Source organism: Chroococcidiopsis sp. CCALA 051 (genome assembly GCF_003015105.1).
In the GTDB taxonomy this organism is placed as follows: Bacteria; Cyanobacteriota; Cyanobacteriia; order Cyanobacteriales; family Chroococcidiopsidaceae; genus Chroococcidiopsis; species Chroococcidiopsis thermalis.
This window is the reverse complement of record NZ_PYCI01000078.1, coordinates 1-19103: the sequence shown is the minus strand read 5'-3', so window position 1 is coordinate 19103 and position 19103 is coordinate 1. Positions and strand designations below refer to the sequence as shown.

Annotated in this window: 13 protein-coding genes and 1 pseudogene; 8 read left to right on the top strand and 6 right to left on the bottom strand. The window is 44.1% G+C overall.

Annotation, left to right across the window (positions count from 1 at the left end; genetic code table 11):
- Positions 1 to 67: 67 nt before the first annotated feature.
- On the bottom strand, positions 68 to 4228 hold the full coding sequence (locus C7Y66_RS18630; RefSeq protein ID WP_106546729.1) for an amino acid adenylation domain-containing protein: 4161 nt from the start codon (positions 4226 to 4228) through the stop codon (positions 68 to 70).
- A 144-nt stretch (positions 4229 to 4372) separates the two neighbouring features.
- Between C7Y66_RS18630 and C7Y66_RS18625 the strand changes: the two genes are divergently transcribed.
- On the top strand, positions 4373 to 8533 hold the full coding sequence (locus tag C7Y66_RS18625; RefSeq protein WP_106546729.1) for an amino acid adenylation domain-containing protein: 4161 nt from the start codon (positions 4373 to 4375) through the stop codon (positions 8531 to 8533).
- Positions 8534 to 8666: 133 nt separating this feature from the next.
- Complete coding sequence (locus C7Y66_RS18620; protein ID WP_106166804.1) at positions 8667 to 9170, top strand: hypothetical protein; 504 nt, start codon at positions 8667 to 8669, stop codon at positions 9168 to 9170.
- Between the two features lie 34 nt (positions 9171 to 9204).
- Here the strand turns inward: C7Y66_RS18620 and C7Y66_RS18615 are convergent, their stop codons facing one another.
- On the bottom strand, positions 9205 to 9555 hold the full coding sequence (locus C7Y66_RS18615; RefSeq protein WP_015152189.1) for a hypothetical protein: 351 nt from the start codon (positions 9553 to 9555) through the stop codon (positions 9205 to 9207).
- A gap of 341 nt (positions 9556 to 9896) precedes the next feature.
- On the opposite strand from C7Y66_RS18615, the gene C7Y66_RS18610 reads away from it, so the two are divergent.
- From C7Y66_RS18610 to C7Y66_RS18585, 6 genes are all read left to right on the top strand, one after another.
- A complete protein-coding gene (locus C7Y66_RS18610; protein ID WP_199197514.1) occupies positions 9897 to 10793 on the top strand; it encodes a DMT family transporter in 897 nt (298 codons plus the stop codon).
- Positions 10794 to 11496: 703 nt separating this feature from the next.
- A complete protein-coding gene (locus C7Y66_RS18605) occupies positions 11497 to 12261 on the top strand; it encodes a calcium-binding protein (RefSeq protein WP_106546728.1) in 765 nt (254 codons plus the stop codon).
- 352 nt (positions 12262 to 12613) lie between these two features.
- Positions 12614 to 13534: a S1C family serine protease gene (locus C7Y66_RS18600; protein WP_106546727.1), complete on the top strand. Its 921-nt coding sequence runs from the start codon at positions 12614 to 12616 to the stop codon at positions 13532 to 13534.
- 1 nt (position 13535) lies between these two features.
- Positions 13536 to 14417, top strand: a complete 882-nt coding sequence (locus C7Y66_RS18595; RefSeq protein WP_106546726.1) for a S1C family serine protease — start codon at positions 13536 to 13538, stop codon at positions 14415 to 14417.
- The gene (locus C7Y66_RS18590; protein WP_015152194.1) at positions 14417 to 15061 is read left to right on the top strand and encodes a LuxR C-terminal-related transcriptional regulator; all 645 of its coding nucleotides are present in this window, start codon (positions 14417 to 14419) and stop codon (positions 15059 to 15061) included. Before C7Y66_RS18595 ends, C7Y66_RS18590 begins: the two co-directional genes overlap by 1 nt.
- 1043 nt (positions 15062 to 16104) lie before the next feature.
- Positions 16105 to 16395, top strand: a complete 291-nt coding sequence (locus tag C7Y66_RS18585; protein ID WP_199197513.1) for a Calvin cycle protein CP12 — start codon at positions 16105 to 16107, stop codon at positions 16393 to 16395.
- Between the two features lie 25 nt (positions 16396 to 16420).
- On the opposite strand, the gene C7Y66_RS18580 is transcribed toward C7Y66_RS18585, so the two are convergent.
- The 4 genes and pseudogenes from C7Y66_RS18580 to C7Y66_RS18565 form a co-directional block, all read right to left on the bottom strand.
- Positions 16421 to 16861, bottom strand: coding sequence for an N-acetyltransferase (locus C7Y66_RS18580; RefSeq protein WP_106546725.1), 441 nt, complete (start codon positions 16859 to 16861; stop codon positions 16421 to 16423).
- Positions 16862 to 16871: 10 nt separating this feature from the next.
- Positions 16872 to 17741, bottom strand: coding sequence for an aldo/keto reductase (locus C7Y66_RS18575; protein ID WP_106546724.1), 870 nt, complete (start codon positions 17739 to 17741; stop codon positions 16872 to 16874).
- 120 nt (positions 17742 to 17861) lie between these two features.
- Entirely contained in the window at positions 17862 to 18707 is an 846-nt protein-coding gene (locus C7Y66_RS18570) for an endonuclease NucS domain-containing protein (protein ID WP_106546723.1), read from the bottom strand.
- A gap of 105 nt (positions 18708 to 18812) precedes the next feature.
- Positions 18813 to 19058, bottom strand: a pseudogene (locus tag C7Y66_RS18565) (trans-aconitate 2-methyltransferase); the annotation flags it as partial.
- Between the last annotated feature and the right edge of the window lie 45 nt (positions 19059 to 19103).

Sequence of the window (19103 nt, the reverse complement as noted above, 5' to 3'; positions counted from 1 at the left end):
GATAGTATCTCTAGCAAGAATGCGATCGCTCGCGACACAGAACTGCAAACGACGATTTTGTCAGCAATCAGCCGATTGACAGCTCCATGACACAACTGTTACCGACTAAGCTTAACGTGCGATCGCCAACTTGTGCTTGCTCCAAGCAATTCTTGAGTTTACTAGCTAATACTTGCACGTTTGGTTCGTCCAACAAACCCAAATGCGTACCAGGTATTTCATGGATCTCGACTCCTGGCTCGACAAAGCTATTCCAACCGCGATCGGGTGTAGAGTAACACCATCTCAAAACTTCTTTACTCGTAAACAGAGCCACTCGACCGGAGTAACTTTGCGGAACGTAATCTACCATTGTTGCCTGCTTTAGCGCCTCAATTAGCACCATATCGTAAGGGTTGGCATTTTCAGATAAAGCGTAGTTGTTCCACAGGTCATATTTACTGCTTTGTTTGCCAGTCAACAGCGAGTGCATCCAATCTAACTTTTGCAGAAAATAAGTTTGTTTTTCTGGGAGCGGCAATCGCCAAAGAGTATGTAAATAAGTAGAAATCGTGCGAAATAGCGAGGGATTGTGAATAAATAAACGGGGGCTGTAAGTGTCGAACATGGCGAGTAAAGCTACTTCCTCACCCTGCGCTTGTAACTGTCGCGCCATCTCAAAAGCTACCGTACCTCCACTGGAAAAGCCACACAACAAATAAGGACTATTGGGCTGAACCGTCTGCATTTCTTGAATATAATCGGCTGCCATGTCTTCAACTTTGGTGTGAGGGTTTTGTTTACCATCTAACCCCCGTGCTTGCAATCCATAAACAGGTTGTTCCGAACCTAAATGACGAACTAACTTTTGGTAGCCGAGAACGTTTCCCCCCAGCGCGTGGATGCAGAATAAAGGAGATCGATCTCCGTGAGGCTGAATTGCCACTAATGAAGACCAAGAAACTAACTGTTGCGGTTGACCGATTATATTGGCTAGTTGCTCGATTGTTGGTGCTTGAAACAAAGTTGCTAAGGGAAGTTTTATGCCAAACTTGCTTTCGATTTGGGTAAATAGCTGTACGGCTAACAGCGAATGTCCTCCTAGCTCGAAAAAATTATCGCTGACTCCAATTGATTGAATACCTAGAACTTCCGACCAAATTTGGGTTAATTGGAGTTCCACGGCGTTGCTAGGAGCAGCAAAAGCCTTTTCTAGATTGGGTCGATCGCGATCGGGAATTGGTAAAGCGCGACGGTCTACTTTACCGTTAGAAGTGAGCGGGATTTCGGCGATCGCCACGAAAGCAGCAGGAACCATGTACTCTGGTAATCTTTCCTGAAGGAAACGCCGCAGTTCGCTCGTAGCAGGTGCAGGCTGATGTCCTACGACATACGCCACTAGTCGCTTGTGTCCTGGCTCGTCTTCCCGTACTAGGATGACAGTTTCTCTCACTTGCGGGTGTTGTGCCAGTACGGTTTCAATTTCTCCCAACTCGATCCGAAAACCGCGAATCTTGACTTGATGGTCGATCCGACCGAGAAATTCAATGTTACCGTCTGGGAGATAGCGGGCTAAGTCTCCCGTCTTGTAGAGTCGTGCTGTTGGATCGTCGCTAAAGGGGTCGGGAATGAATCTTTGTGCAGTGAGTTCGGGCTGATTTAAATAGCCAGAGGCAAGACATTTGCCACCAATATGTAACTCTCCAGCCACGCCAACCGGACAGGGATTGAGATAAGAGTCGAGAATGTGGTAGCGGGCATTTTGAATTGGTTTGCCGTAGGGAATGCTCACCCAATGCGGCTCGACTGTTTGAATTGGATAATAATTAGACCAGACTGTGGCTTCGGTTGCTCCGCCGAGACTAATGACTTTAACTCCTGGGAATGTAGCTTTGAGTGTGTCTGGTAACTTTACTGGTATCCAATCACCACTCATAAATACTAACCGCAGTTGGGGATAGCGATCGCCCCATTCGATCTTGGGGAAAAAAGTAGCGAGTTGTTGCAGTGCAGGTGGTGCAGAGTCCCAGAACGTAATTGGTTCGTCACGCAATATGCGCAACAAAGCTTCTGGATCTTGTACGTCACGGTTAGATACGACTCGAATCGATCCACCTGCGGCTAAAAGCCCGAAAATGTCATAAACTGACAGGTCGAAGCACAAGGATGTGACGAATAAAACTCTATCGGAAGAGTTGACGGCAAAAGTTTTGTTTACCCACTGAATCAAGTTGATGACGGGTTGATGGCGAACTACAACTCCTTTCGGCGTTCCGGTGGAACCAGAGGTAAAGATTACGTAGGCGACATCATCTGAGCTAGCGGACAGGGGTAAGTTGTCGGTAGGGAGTCGATCCAGATCTGCACGCAGCCAAATTTGGCGATCGAATATTTTCTTTGTATCTTTTGTAGGGGCGCACGGCTGTGCGCCCCTACCAATGTCACGTTTTTCAGCATCCAAACAAATTAAGTGTTGTAGCGCCGGAAGTTGAGATTGAATCTCGTCAAGATTTGGTAGCAGTGAAGTTTGCGTTACCAGACAATCGATCGCCAGTGAAGAAAGCAGTAGTTGAATGCGTGCTTTGGGAAAGCTGGGTTCGAGCGGTACGTATGCACCCCCCGCTTTCAAAATCCCCATGACTGCTACGACTGTCTCTAGCGATCGCTCTAAATATACGGCAACCAGAACTCCTGGCTTCACGCCTAATTGCTGTAAGTGTCGTGCTAATTGATTGGCTCTCCAGTTCAGTTCTCTGTAAGTGAGCTGTCGATCTTCAAAAACAACGGCAACGGCTTCGGGTGTCAGTTCTACCTGTGCTTCAAATAGCTGATGGATGCAAAGCTCTTGGGAAAAATCTGTCTCCGTGTCGTTCCACTCCCGCACGATGCGATCGCGTTCTGCTGTTGTCAACAGGGGCAATTCTCCAATGCACTGCTCGGGGTTTGTTGCTATGCTCGATAGCAAGGTTTGCAAATGTCCTAGCATTCGCTCAATTGTTGCATCGTCAAATATTTGCCGATCGTACTTAAGTTTGAGTAAAAGCTCTGATGCGGCGCAGCTAACTAAGGTGAGTGGATAATTCGTTTGTTCTTCTAATCGGAATTCTAGATTTTGCCATCGACTACCTTGAGCGCGTAAAGCCGAATTCAATTCATAGTTTTCAAATACTAAAAGGCTGTTAAACAGAGGCGTACCACTGGGAACATCGCTCCAACCTTGAATCTTGACTAAAGGAGTATGTTCGTAGTCGCGCAAAGTCACCCACTGCGATCGCAATTCCTGTAACCACGGTAAAAGCTGTTGCTCTGGCGAGACATTGACCCGCACTGGTAGGGTATTAATCAGCAGTCCTACCATAGACTCAGCTCCGGCTACAGAGGAGTGACGGCAAGCTCTCGTGGTTCCAAAGACAATATCGGTTTCGCGACTATAGCGACTCAGTAGTATAGCCCAAGCTCCCTGTACCAAAGTGTTAAGCGTGAGCTGGTGTTGTTGTGCCAAAGATTTTATTATCGCTGTCGTTTGCTCTGACAGTCGCAGTTCGCGATCGCCAAAACTGCGATCGACGATCTCTAAGTCTGTATTTAAGGTTTTAGCTAATGTTGAGTTAGCTATTAATGGAGTTGGTGCAGTAAAGCCTTTGAGTCGTTGTTGCCAAAAGTTGGCGGTTTTTGACCAATCTTGCTGTAACCATTGGATGTAATCTTGATAAGGACGAGGTTGTGGTATTTCTAAGTCCTCTCCCAGGCAGAAAGCATCGTAAAAAGTAAAAACTTCTTTGAGAACTATATGCAAAGACCGACCGTCTAATATGGCATGATGAAAAGTCCAAATCAAGCGGTAGTCACGATCGCCGAGCTGCAACAGAGCTAAACGCATTAATGGCAAGCGATCCATCTGAAAGCCAAGGGCGCGATCGCGCTGAAGATATACTTGCAACTGTTGCTCTTGTTCCATCGCTGACAAGCTGCGCCAATCTTCTCGTTCTATCTCAATAGCGGGTTGTAGGTGGACGCATTGTAATGGTTGGCGATCGCTTTTCCAATCAAAGCTCGTTCTTAAAACTGGGTGGCGTTGCACAACTCGTTGCCATGCTTGAATAAAAGCAGAAATATTGAGGCGATCGCGGATCGAACAAATTACCTGCTCGATATCAACTCCAGATTGTTGAGCGTGGAGGCTATGAAACAGCATTCCCTGCTGCATTGGTGAAAGTGGGTACGCGGTTTCTATAGTTGTTACTTTCATTTGCTTTTAATTCTTAACTCTTAATTCTTAATAGTTAACCGTGAAATTGATTGCTCGTATAGAGACGTTATATATAACGTCTCTATACGAGCAATCAATTTCACGGTTAACTATTAAGAATTAAGAGTTAAGAATTAAAAGCAAATGAAAGTAACAACTATAGAAACCGCGTACCCACTTTCACCAATGCAGCAGGGAATGCTGTTTCATAGCCTCCACGCTCAACAATCTGGAGTTGATATCGAGCAGGTAATTTGTTCGATCCGCGATCGCCTCAATATTTCTGCTTTTATTCAAGCATGGCAACGAGTTGTGCAACGCCACCCAGTTTTAAGAACGAGCTTTGATTGGAAAAGCGATCGCCAACCATTACAATGCGTCCACCTACAACCCGCTATTGAGATAGAACGAGAAGATTGGCGCAGCTTGTCAGCGATGGAACAAGAGCAACAGTTGCAAGTATATCTTCAGCGCGATCGCGCCCTTGGCTTTCAGATGGATCGCTTGCCATTAATGCGTTTAGCTCTGTTGCAGCTCGGCGATCGTGACTACCGCTTGATTTGGACTTTTCATCATGCCATATTAGACGGTCGGTCTTTGCATATAGTTCTCAAAGAAGTTTTTACTTTTTACGATGCTTTCTGCCTGGGAGAGGACTTAGAAATACCACAACCTCGTCCTTATCAAGATTACATCCAATGGTTACAGCAAGATTGGTCAAAAACCGCCAACTTTTGGCAACAACGACTCAAAGGCTTTACTGCACCAACTCCATTAATAGCTAACTCAACATTAGCTAAAACCTTAAATACAGACTTAGAGATCGTCGATCGCAGTTTTGGCGATCGCGAACTGCGACTGTCAGAGCAAACGACAGCGATAATAAAATCTTTGGCACAACAACACCAGCTCACGCTTAACACTTTGGTACAGGGAGCTTGGGCTATACTACTGAGTCGCTATAGTCGCGAAACCGATATTGTCTTTGGAACCACGAGAGCTTGCCGTCACTCCTCTGTAGCCGGAGCTGAGTCTATGGTAGGACTGCTGATTAATACCCTACCAGTGCGGGTCAATGTCTCGCCAGAGCAACAGCTTTTACCGTGGTTACAGGAATTGCGATCGCAGTGGGTGACTTTGCGCGACTACGAACATACTCCTTTAGTCAAGATTCAAGGTTGGAGCGATGTTCCCAGTGGTACGCCTCTGTTTAACAGCCTTTTAGTATTTGAAAACTATGAATTGAATTCGGCTTTACGCGCTCAAGGTAGTCGATGGCAAAATCTAGAATTCCGATTAGAAGAACAAACGAATTATCCACTCACCTTAGTTAGCTGCGCCGCATCAGAGCTTTTACTCAAACTTAAGTACGATCGGCAAATATTTGACGATGCAACAATTGAGCGAATGCTAGGACATTTGCAAACCTTGCTATCGAGCATAGCAACAAACCCCGAGCAGTGCATTGGAGAATTGCCCCTGTTGACAACAGCAGAACGCGATCGCATCGTGCGGGAGTGGAACGACACGGAGACAGATTTTTCCCAAGAGCTTTGCATCCATCAGCTATTTGAAGCACAGGTAGAACTGACACCCGAAGCCGTTGCCGTTGTTTTTGAAGATCGACAGCTCACTTACAGAGAACTGAACTGGAGAGCCAATCAATTAGCACGACACTTACAGCAATTAGGCGTGAAGCCAGGAGTTCTGGTTGCCGTATATTTAGAGCGATCGCTAGAGACAGTCGTAGCAGTCATGGGGATTTTGAAAGCGGGGGGTGCATACGTACCGCTCGAACCCAGCTTTCCCAAAGCACGCATTCAACTACTGCTTTCTTCACTGGCGATCGATTGTCTGGTAACGCAAACTTCACTGCTACCAAATCTTGACGAGATTCAATCTCAACTTCCGGCGCTACAACACTTAATTTGTTTGGATGCTGAAAAACGTGACATTGGTAGGGGCGCACAGCCGTGCGCCCCTACAAAAGATACAAAGAAAATATTCGATCGCCAAATTTGGCTGCGTGCAGATCTGGATCGACTCCCTACCGACAACTTACCCCTGTCCGCTAGCTCAGATGATGTCGCCTACGTAATCTTTACCTCTGGTTCCACCGGAACGCCGAAAGGAGTTGTAGTTCGCCATCAACCCGTCATCAACTTGATTCAGTGGGTAAACAAAACTTTTGCCGTCAACTCTTCCGATAGAGTTTTATTCGTCACATCCTTGTGCTTCGACCTGTCAGTTTATGACATTTTCGGGCTTTTAGCCGCAGGTGGATCGATTCGAGTCGTATCTAACCGTGACGTACAAGATCCAGAAGCTTTGTTGCGCATATTGCGTGACGAACCAATTACGTTCTGGGACTCTGCACCACCTGCACTGCAACAACTCGCTACTTTTTTCCCCAAGATCGAATGGGGCGATCGCTATCCCCAACTGCGGTTAGTATTTATGAGTGGTGATTGGATACCAGTAAAGTTACCAGACACACTCAAAGCTACATTCCCAGGAGTTAAAGTCATTAGTCTCGGCGGAGCAACCGAAGCCACAGTCTGGTCTAATTATTATCCAATTCAAACAGTCGAGCCGCATTGGGTGAGCATTCCCTACGGCAAACCAATTCAAAATGCCCGCTACCACATTCTCGACTCTTATCTCAATCCCTGTCCGGTTGGCGTGGCTGGAGAGTTACATATTGGTGGCAAATGTCTTGCCTCTGGCTATTTAAATCAGCCCGAACTCACTGCACAAAGATTCATTCCCGACCCCTTTAGCGACGATCCAACAGCACGACTCTACAAGACGGGAGACTTAGCCCGCTATCTCCCAGACGGTAACATTGAATTTCTCGGTCGGATCGACCATCAAGTCAAGATTCGCGGTTTTCGGATCGAGTTGGGAGAAATTGAAACCGTACTGGCACAACACCCGCAAGTGAGAGAAACTGTCATCCTAGTACGGGAAGACGAGCCAGGACACAAGCGACTAGTGGCGTATGTCGTAGGACATCAGCCTGCACCTGCTACGAGCGAACTGCGGCGTTTCCTTCAGGAAAGATTACCAGAGTACATGGTTCCTGCTGCTTTCGTGGCGATCGCCGAAATCCCGCTCACTTCTAACGGTAAAGTAGACCGTCGCGCTTTACCAATTCCCGATCGCGATCGACCCAATCTAGAAAAGGCTTTTGCTGCTCCTAGCAACGCCGTGGAACTCCAATTAACCCAAATTTGGTCGGAAGTTCTAGGTATTCAATCAATTGGAGTCAGCGATAATTTTTTCGAGCTAGGAGGACATTCGCTGTTAGCCGTACAGCTATTTACCCAAATCGAAAGCAAGTTTGGCATAAAACTTCCCTTAGCAACTTTGTTTCAAGCACCAACAATCGAGCAACTAGCCAATATAATCGGTCAACCGCAACAGTTAGTTTCTTGGTCTTCATTAGTGGCAATTCAGCCTCACGGAGATCGATCTCCTTTATTCTGCATCCACGCGCTGGGGGGAAACGTTCTCGGCTACCAAAAGTTAGTTCGTCATTTAGGTTCGGAACAACCTGTTTATGGATTGCAAGCACGGGGGTTAGATGGTAAACAAAACCCTCACACCAAAGTTGAAGACATGGCAGCCGATTATATTCAAGAAATGCAGACGGTTCAGCCCAATAGTCCTTATTTGTTGTGTGGCTTTTCCAGTGGAGGTACGGTAGCTTTTGAGATGGCGCGACAGTTACAAGCGCAGGGTGAGGAAGTAGCTTTACTCGCCATGTTCGACACTTACAGCCCCCGTTTATTTATTCACAATCCCTCGCTATTTCGCACGATTTCTACTTATTTACATACTCTTTGGCGATTGCCGCTCCCAGAAAAACAAACTTATTTTCTGCAAAAGTTAGATTGGATGCACTCGCTGTTGACTGGCAAACAAAGCAGTAAATATGACCTGTGGAACAACTACGCTTTATCTGAAAATGCCAACCCTTACGATATGGTGCTAATTGAGGCGCTAAAGCAGGCAACAATGGTAGATTACGTTCCGCAAAGTTACTCCGGTCGAGTGGCTCTGTTTACGAGTAAAGAAGTTTTGAGATGGTGTTACTCTACACCCGATCGCGGTTGGAATAGCTTTGTCGAGCCAGGAGTCGAGATCCATGAAATACCTGGTACGCATTTGGGTTTGTTGGACGAACCAAACGTGCAAGTATTAGCTAGTAAACTCAAGAATTGCTTGGAGCAAGCACAAGTTGGCGATCGCACGTTAAGCTTAGTCGGTAACAGTTGTGTCATGGAGCTGTCAATCGGCTGATTGCTGACAAAATCGTCGTTTGCAGTTCTGTGTCGCGAGCGATCGCATTCTTGCTAGAGATACTATCCGCTAAAATACAAACAAGAAAGTACAAACAAGCGCGATCGCTCGTTGTTTATTCTCTAGCTTGCAGATGTCTACAGAAGTTTACCTACTGTTCGAGAACCTGCTGTTTTTTGCGATCGCCACGTCCTTTTTTGCCCTCGTTGGCTGGGCGTGGAGACACTCAAAACCTTTTTATCTTCCCGAACCACTGCCTGAGTGGTTCAAAATATGGTTTGGTACGGTACAGATTATCGGATTATTGCTACCAATAGCCGCTTTGCTGTGGGGAATTTGGCAGGGCTACTCCAGCATTTTAACTGTACTGATACCATACTTAGTCATGCTGGGTCTGCAAATTCTTTCCGAAATTGTCACCCTGAGATATTTTCATACTGTTGTGTGGGTCATGGTTCCTTATCTTTACTTGCCTTATCGTATCTGGCAGCTGTATGAAGGCATGACACTACTAAGCCCAACTGATGAACTGCTTTGGATAAAGAATTTATTACTTGTCAATATTGTGTTGTGGGCTTTGAACTACGCCCTCGATTTATCCCAACTCCCAAGACTATTACGATGGGAAAGTAAGTAGTAAGTAGTTAGTTTTTGGTTGTTGGTAATATCGATTATCCGTCACTCAATAACGCTTCAAACTCTGCCTTTAAACCATTGACATCTGCTACTCTTGCTACTAATAAATTATCTTTGCCACCAGCATCGTCAAAACGAGATTTCCAATACTGAACCGTGTCTGAGTTACGCATCCAAAAACTAACGACGGTATCGATGACTTGCTCTAAATTCCAATCTTGTTTGCAGGGAATAGTTTCTATCGATTTTAAAAAAGCATCCAAGGTACATTTGTATGCTCCTAAATACTCTACTCCTCGACACTGAGGAACTTGTACGACTTGCTGTTGATGCTGAAAAAAGTAGAGAATCGGCGACACCCCTACAATTTCAAATGTATATTCCATCTTGACCTCTTAATATTAGTTATCAGTTGTCAATTGTCAGCGATCGGTAGCTAAGCTCTTTTCTAGTCACCAGCCACTAGCCACTTAATAGTCCTTATTATTTAGCAATTGTTATAGCTGTAATTATAGTGATTTGACATCCGAAAAAAGGCGGAGAATGAGCTATATCATGAGAAATATTAAGTTAAGAAATTAGCACTGTTGGCTCTTGAGTGCTAAAAAGTAACATACAAAAATTAGCACTAAAGTACTTTGAGTGCTAACCTGAAAAAGGCGTTATAGTATTTTATCTAAAACATTAAAAAGAGTTGTTCAGTATTTTTAATAACTTTTTTGCAATCTTGCAGACAGATTTTTTAGGTGAGCTGGCGGCGCTAACAGCTGCTTGTTTGTGGGCAATATCTTCAGTTATCTACGGACGCATCGGACAACGCATTCCACCACTAGAATTAAATATTCTCAAAGGCGCGATCGCGATCGCCTTACTTGTTTGTACGCTATTGGTACAAAAATCAACATTTTCAGATGTTACTCCTACTACTTTAGGCTTACTTCTACTCAGTGGGGTTTTAGGAATTGGGATTGGAGATACAGCGTTCTTCTTTGCTTTAAATTACTTAGGTGCTAGACGCGCCTTGTTAATGGAGACTTTATCACCTCCTCTTGCAGCAATTTTGGCATTGATTTTTCTGCAAGAACAGCTCAGCGTGAGTGCGTGGTGCGGCATTCTACTAACAATTCTAGGCGTGGCTTGGGTAGTTACAGAACGAGTACCAAATTTAGGAGAAAGGCATACACGCATACAACGAGGTGTTGGTTTTGGGATTTTAGCCGCGATCGCCCTTGCTAGTGGTGCTGTCATTTCTCGGATCGTACTAACTACCAGCAATATTAGTCCTTTATGGGCAGCTTTATTGCGATTGTGCGGTGGCGTGTTGATTTTGTTGCCCTGGGGATGGCAGAGGCAGCACCACAGGCGCTTTGAGTTCAAAAGCTTAAATGCCAAGACTATAGTAGCAATGTGTATTGCTGCTTTTGCTGGCACTTACTTAGGAATCTGGCTGCAACAGGTAGCAGTCAAGTTTGCAGTTGTAGGAGTTGCCCTCACGCTGAGCAATACCAGTCCTTTATTTGTCATTCCTATAGCTGTTTGCTTGGGAGAAAGAATCAGTCTTAGAGCAATTTTAGGGGTTTTTGTAGCCCTAAGTGGTATAGCTGTACTGTTGTTATCGCGTTGAGTAACGCAGGCTACGTTTCATTCTTTCTGTTTCAGAGCGAGTCTTGAGTATTTCTGCTATAGTTCTTGAGATAAAACTATGAATTTCTGATAAAGGTTGCTTCTACCTAGAAGATTGTACTTTCCGCAAAAATAGCTGCAATAAAACTGCACCAAATCTGCACCAAATCTGCACAATTGCGGCATAATAATAAATGAAGTACAGCTAAGTTCTTCTCTGCTTTATAAAGAGATAGACAAAAACAAAGAAAGACGGTAAGATAATACCATTCGTTGGCAATTTGCTCAAATATAAAAATATTATTAAAAAATTATTAATAATATATTTTTAATATTATTTAGGTAAGAAAATTAATTATAACGATAGCAAATACAGCTAAATAAACTTTTTAAATGAAATTATATTCAAGTGGTTTCGCTACCCAAATCTAAGCTCTAGCAAAGCTACGAGCTGTTTGGGCGACAAATTTTTAATGAAAATAGTTGCAATAAGCACCATTGCCGATGGCGATCGCTACGAGAGCTTCAAAGTAACTTTTTTTACTAAGTTGTGCAGTAATCCTTCTCAAGACAGCGGCAAGCTGCAAAGTTAGGTTGTAATTATTGGATTGAACTTCTCCGTCTTCTGCTAGTCAATCTGACAGAGAAAATTTTTCAACCAATCTACAAATAATCAAACAAACCTGGTAAGAGGAGCAAAGAACATGGCAACTATTGAAGGAACATTTTCCGATGACAAACTTTCCGGCAGTCTCGATACTGCTGAGAGCGATTTTATTTACGGCTACGATGGCAACGATAAACTTTACGGTAGAGATGGAGATGACTCTCTGTGGGGAGGCAACGGTAACGATAGATTGAAAGGCGGATCGGGCAACGACTTACTAGATGGCGGTTACGGAGACGATACTGTATACGGCGGAACAGGTAACGACACTCTATACGGTTTCAACGGTAACGATATCTTATTTGGAGATGGAAACAACGATAACTTAATTGGTGGATTTGGCAACGATGTTTTAGATGGAGGAGAAGGAAACGACATCATTGATGGTGCTGGAGGAGGTGCATACATTGGTAGTTCAGTTAGTCGCGGTGCTAATGAAATAGATGTCTTGACGGGAGGTGCAGGAGCAGATACCTTCAGGCTTGAAGGTGGTGCTGGGCGTGATGGCGCAGGTACATCTTACAGATTTGCTGGCAATAACGATTACGCTCTGATTACAGACTTCAATCCTCTTGAAGATACGATCGTTTTAAGAAGTATTGACACATCTGGACCATCATTTATGCAAACACAAGTCACCTACAGCTTAGGTGCAGCACCAAGCGATTTACTCCTACAAGGAACGGGAATTTATGCTGAATTTGCTAACAATCCTGGCACGCAAGAACTTATCGCTATTTTGCACGGAACCACACCAGAATCAGTTAATATTGGTGGAAGCTACTTCAAATACGTCAGCTAACAACGTATTTCAAAATAAGCTTAAGCTGAAAAATTAATTGCTATTTGCCAGCTATTTCACTAGATTTTTTAAGTCTTAACTACAGAATAGAACTATTTAACCTACTGAGAAACGCTGACCGAATTTGAATAAGTAACCAAGAGCTGTCCGTATTAACGGCAGCTTTTTTATTTACAGATATAGTCCCTAGCCATTTTTCTAGGTCTTCCTCTCCCCATTTTTCTGATGTCATCCATAGTATCAGTTCGGCATGATGATGAGTAATCAGTTGTTGAGAAGAAAGGGAGCAGGGAGTAGGGAGCAGCGACAAATGACCAATGACAAATGACCACTTGCTAAAAGGAAAAATGATATGGAGTCGCCATCAATTGAGAGTAATACTTTGCTAGCACTTTCCAATAATTTAGCTGATGCAGTCGAACGGGCAGGTCGTGCCGTTGTTGCTGTAAATGCACGTCACCGTATTCCTTCCACTGGCGTTCACTGGCGCAATGGTATCATCGTTACTGCCGAACATACGGTAAGGCGGGATGAGGAAATTGCTGTCAGGCTACCAGACGATCGCACTGTAGCTGCAACTTTAATCGGTCGAGATTCCAGCACGGATTTAGCTGTACTCAGAATACCAGATGTCCAATTACCTACAGCAGAAATTGGCGATAGCGGTACTTTGCAAGTTGGAAACTTAGTGTTAGCTGTAGCACGTCCTGGTGAGAGCGGTTTAAGTGCTAGCTGGGGAGTTGTTAGCGCCAAAGGTATTGGTGTTACACAACGAGATTGGTGTGGCAAACAGACTGAAGGATTGCTCAAATTAGATTTATCACTTTATCCTGGTTTTTCTGGCAGTCCATTAGTAGATGCAAAAGGTAGTGTTGTCGGTATCAATACTGTTGGTCCTCGTAATATGGTGCTAGCTATACCTGTTGCGACTGTTAACCGCGTTATTGACACCTTATTGGAAAAAGGCAAAATTGCCAGGGGTTATTTGGGTTTGGGAATGCAGCCCGTGTTACTACCCGACAATCTGAAAAATGCGTTGAACTTATCCAGTAACGGGGGCGTAATCGTCGTCAATATCGAATCCGATGGTCCCGCCGATCGCGCTGGCGTATTCATTGGCGACGTACTTATTTCCCTTGATGGTAGACCGATCGCCGACACCGGAGACGTGCAAGCAATGCTCGGCTCGGAGTCTGTAGGTAAAACCCTCAACGCACAAGTGATTCGAGGCGGCGCATTATTAACAGTACCGATCGCGATTGGAGAACGTTGATATGACTACACTAAATGACGAACTAGCAAGTGTTGCCGCAGCTTTGAGCCGTTCTACGGTACAGATACAAGACCGAAGATTTGGCGGCGGCTCTGGTGTAATTTGGCAAGCTGATGGTGTCATTATTACGAATGCTCACGTCATTAGGAGCGATCGCCCTACAGTCAAACTTGCTGATAATCGGGTTCTCGACGCTGTATGTACTAACCGCGATCGCCTACAAGATTTAGCCGTATTGAAGGTTGATGCTACCGATCTACCAGCTGCTCCCATTGGGGATTCTGACACGCTGCGAGTCGGTCAGATGGTGTTCGCAGTTGGTAATCCACTAGGTATAACAAATGCTTTAACAACTGGAATTATTCACACAGTCAGTTCCAAAAATCAAACTGGCAAAAATCAAACTGCCAAGCATCAAACTGGAACCTGGATACAGGCAGATATTCGCTTGCGTTCTGGGAATTCTGGCGGCGCTCTTGCCGATACTCAAGGTAAAGTAATCGGGATCAACACCGCGATCGCAGGTGGTTTAGGCTTAGCTATACCCAGCAATATAGTAGAGCGTTTCTTACGGCGTGGTACAGTTAAACCTTATTTAGGAGTGACTCTCCAGCCTGTGGCAATCGGGCGGAGATACAGGCGCAGGTTAGGTTTATTAATTTTGGCAGTACAAGCAGATAGTTTAGCTGAATCTGCTGGATTATTAACTGGCGATGTATTAACAGGAGTAGCCGGACGAGGTTTCACTGACATTTCAGATTTAGCCGAAGTTCTTTGGCAGTTTTCCCCAGGAGATTTACTGCAACTCAATTTGATTCGTGCTGGCAAATCGGCGATCGCGCAAATCCAAATTCCAGATAAGTCGGGAGCAGTAGCGGCGTGATGCGGGTTCTGGTTGCTGCCACTAATCCGATTGTCCGTGCGGGTTTAGAGAGTATCGTGCGGACAAATCCCGATTTATTGACAATTGGTAGTTCTGCCGATCCAGTTACCTTAGCTGCGGCGATCGCAACTCATAACCCTGATGTAGTTCTGATCGAGCTGAGTTTACCAGAAGGAGAGCCTGTCAGTGAAAAATTAGTTGCATTATCAGAAGTAGGAGAATTACCAATCGCCATTCTTATCGATACCGAGGATCGAGATCGCCTACCCGAACTGCTTCGTTCTGGTGTCAAAGCCATCTTACCGCGATCGGCATCCGCAGAAGAGATTTTACAAGCTGTAGAAGCTGTTGCAAGTGGATTAGTTGTATTGCACGCCGATGCGATCGATCTTCTCCTTACTCTTTTACCAATGAGCGAAAGAGTTGTAGAAGCAACGACACCACTACAAGCATTAACTTCCCGCGAAATTGAAGTTTTGGGAATGCTAGCTGAGGGGTTGGGCAATAAGGCGATCGCCAAGCGTTTAGGGATCTCGGAGCATACGGTTAAGTTTCACGTTTCCTCTATCTTTAGCAAACTCAACGCCAGCAGCCGTACAGAAGCCGTGACTTTAGGAGCAAGACAAGGATTGATTATGTTGTGATTGGTTAATGGTTGATGGTTGATAGTTGGTGAAAGGCGCTCTTGCGCTCTTGCGAGTGGTAAATTTTGAATGCGTGAATTCCGAATTCCGAATTCCGAATTCCGAATTCTCCCTACTCCCTGACAACTGCTTCTGGATAGAAAAAAGTGAATGAGTAGACTCTAACTTATTAATGAGTAGAAACTCTTACTATGGTGCGATCGCTACCGTTTCTGGAATCGCTATTCTAGTAACTGTAGATAATAAAAGAACGCACTGGATGGGGGTTACGCCGTTGTGACCCAGAACCATTAGCCGAAGGAGAGCGATGTCAGGCAAATGGACAGTGTAAATATCAGTTCTAAACGGTGTGGAGTTTTTATCGCTTCCTCCACTTCGTTACTACCAAGGGGAGGCGAAACCCTCCATCAGAACGGTCTGAGGTAGTTCACGTTTAGAGTTGTCTTTTATATCTAACTATATGTTAATCATTCAGCCGCTTAGAATGCGATTGTATTCTGAGCGGCTTGATATTATGAATTATACTTTTTATTTGGAGTTACTGTTTGCGTATCTACTTTAGATTATTCTATCTTTATAAAATTAGATATAGATCTTTAGGGGCGCACAGCTGTGCGCCCCTACGAATGTATTTCAAACGATTTATTTACATTAGTATTATGCTAGCTACAAAATAAGTACGCTGACAGTTCTATTAATTTCGAGCATTTTCTAAGGCAAATACTATAATTTATTTAACAAAAGTTGTAAATATTTTTTTAAGTTATAAGAATATTTGATTAAATGTTTAAAATATTAGAAGTCTAAGATTAATGTACGAAAAACTAAACTAAAAAATTATAAGCAAAACCACAGCATCTAGAAAAATCGATCTAGGATATAGGCAGTAAAAACCGATGCTTGAAATTACGGTTTTACTCACTGGCATCTGGTCTTCTCATGCCTAAATTAGAAAAGGAAATACTCAGAGTTACCAACTTTGAGGGAGCGAGAAAGACAAGCACAGCGGAATCAAGGCTGAAAAGCTAAACAGGAGATTTTTTATGACTCAGGCAACAGATCGTCCCTCCCAAGTCACTAAAATGGCTACTGCGATCGCGGGAAACGAAATTAGTAATTCTTTAGAAAAAGCGATCGTGCAAGCTTTAGAAGAAGCGCGTGCTGCGTGCCAAACTTCAGGTGACAGTTCTAGCGAATGCGCGGTAGCGTGGGACATTGTGGAAGAATTACAAGCAGAAAGAAGCCATCGTGAAGCGGCTCAACAAAGAAATAGTCTCGATCTCTACTGTATAGAGTATCCAGAATCGCTTGAATGTCTGATTTACGATGTATAGTTGTAGAGGCGTTCTACGGAACGTCTCAAGCTGTCATATAGTAGCGATATTCGTCGCTACCGACAACCTGAAATCCCAATCGTTCGTAAAGCTTTCTGGCGGGATTTACTTTAATAACGTTAAGGCGCACCTGAATTCCTCTACTTTTACCTAATTCTAAAAGTTCGCCAATTAATTGAGTACCCAACCCTCTATTTTGATAATCAGGTAATATGGCAATGTAGTCAAGGAAGAGAAAATCGCCTTTATCCTCGATCGTAATACAGCCAATCTCTTTCTCCTCAAGACACAAAATTTCAAAAGGCGACTCGTCCAGGTTTTGGTGGGACTGACGAAACAGTTCTATTTGCTGTTGGTCGTCCCAGCCCCAAGTTTGTTCGACATACAGCCGAAAAGTCTGCTGGTGCAAGTCATGCAAAAAATCATAATCTGCCTGCGTTGCTTGCCGACGCTGGATGTCTTTCATACTTTGTAAGTTAGCCTGTAGCGAGATCGATTTGCTCTACTTCATCTGAAGATAGTTGAATTTGGGCAGATTTGACAGAATCTTCGATACTACTAGCTTTACTCGCACCAGGAATAGGCACTACACAAGGGGATTTTGCCCGCAGCCATGCTAAGACGATCGCGTAGACAGAGACACCCTTCGTTTTGGCTAATTGAGCGATCGCGGGAATGTCTGGCAAGCTAGCAACGCGACGGCTACCCCCTAAAGGACTCCAAGGCAAGAAAGTCAAACCTTCACGTTCGCAATATTCTAATACTCCATCTGTCTCTGGTTGTCGCTGCCAGGGATTATATTGGTTTTGAACGGAGACGATATCAACTACGTCGCGGGCGCGTTTAATCTGTTCTACAGAGAAATTAGAAACACCAACATACCGGATCGTTCCCGCTGCAACGGCTTCTTTGGCAGGAGTGAGAGATTCCTCGATTGTATAGTTTGGATCTGGAGCGTGATATTGCCACAGATCGATCGGTTTTTCTCCTCCGAAAGCGTCAAAACTAATCCGAATCGTCTCCCGCAAGTGGTCTGGATTACCATTGCGCGTCCAACTTCCGCCAGGACGCATTAAACCGCCTTTGGTAGCAACAACTACGTTACTCGCATCACCCTGATATTGTTGTAACGCTTGATGAATTAAACGCTCGTTGTGGTGTTTATCTGACTCATCTTTGCAATAGGAGTCAGCCGTATCAATTAGAGTTACACCTAAATCGAGAGCGCGATGAATAGTCTCAATCGCTTGTGCTTCCGGTGGTCTGCTGCTCAAAGACATTGGCATTCCACCTAGACCGATAGCGCTGATGGTGACACCAGTATTCCCTAGTTGTTTTGTTTCCATCACTTGAGATTCCGTGACGTGTTCCTCTCGCCCATTCTATCTTTCTGCACAGAAGTTGGCGATCGAGCTTTAGATGATAAACAATTTTGGAATTATAGTTATCAATCATCTTTCTTCTACCTAGATGTGATAACAGAAATAACGGCGACCAGTTGGACTAATAGTTTCAATTGCAGTTGGTACATGAGCATCTACCCACCAATGAAAATCCCAAACACCTATACTTGAAGGAACTCGGATTGAGATTTCTCGATAACCACTCTTCGTTCTTGTTTCCTTTACTCGAATCTTAAAAAGCTTGCTGACTTTATTGGGAAAACCCAAATTGTTGAGTCTTTCAATTTCAGAAGGTTCCAACTCAGGAATTCCCAACTTATGAGCATTCTTGACAAGCACATAATAAGATAAAATGTTATCTATAGCTCTAGTATAAATAGCAGTGCCGCTGCTCTCAGTAATTACTAAGGTTTGAGGCTGTGAAACTTTTGTTTTTTGTATAAGCGATACATTCAAAACTGTTGTTTGAATATTTTCCTTTGTATCTAAATTTTGTAACTGCAAACACACCTCATTCTGTTGTTGGCTAAGTGTAAAAGTCATAAACTCAAAACTTAGTTGATGATATTTCTTATCTATCCAATTATGGTAATGAAAGCTGGGAGCAACCGCTATCAGTCGGATTGGTAGTTGATAATTCACTTGCTGCTGAAAAGGCTTTTCATCTAACAAGCTGTGATAATAACGGGTAAGTTGCTGAACTATGTATCGATCTTCAACGTTTTTTAGTTCCAATATTACCAATCTGCTATTTTCATCTAGTGCCAAGATATCGCAGGTATCGCCGTATACTCTGTACTGTCGTCTTAAACCAGAGAGTCCCAGCAGGCTATTGAGTCTACTCCAAACAAAATCTTCTAGATTATTTTCACTGGCAAACTGCCACTTGTTATCTACTTTTTTCAGCATGAACTCCGAACACACTAATAAGTTGGATGATTTTTCAACCCGAATCAGTGTGCTATATTATACAATAAATGTGTTGTGAACTCAGTAATAATAGTAGGATAAGCAGCGCTGACGAACCACTTCTAGCATTGTCGGAGAAAAATCGATCGCCACGCTTTGAACTTGCGGACGATCTATTTTTAACAAACCCAGCAAACGACCATCTCCCGTCCCCAAATCGAGAATTCTCTCCACAGTTTTTGGTACTTGTTCTAACAAAACGCCTTCTCCCTTAGTCCGATGGGGAATTTTATCTACCTTGGCGAGATACCACAAAACGTGGTCAGCATCAGTCCAGAGATTTGTCTGCATTGTAGGGATTGGGAATTAGGGACAGGAGGACAAGGGGAACAGGGG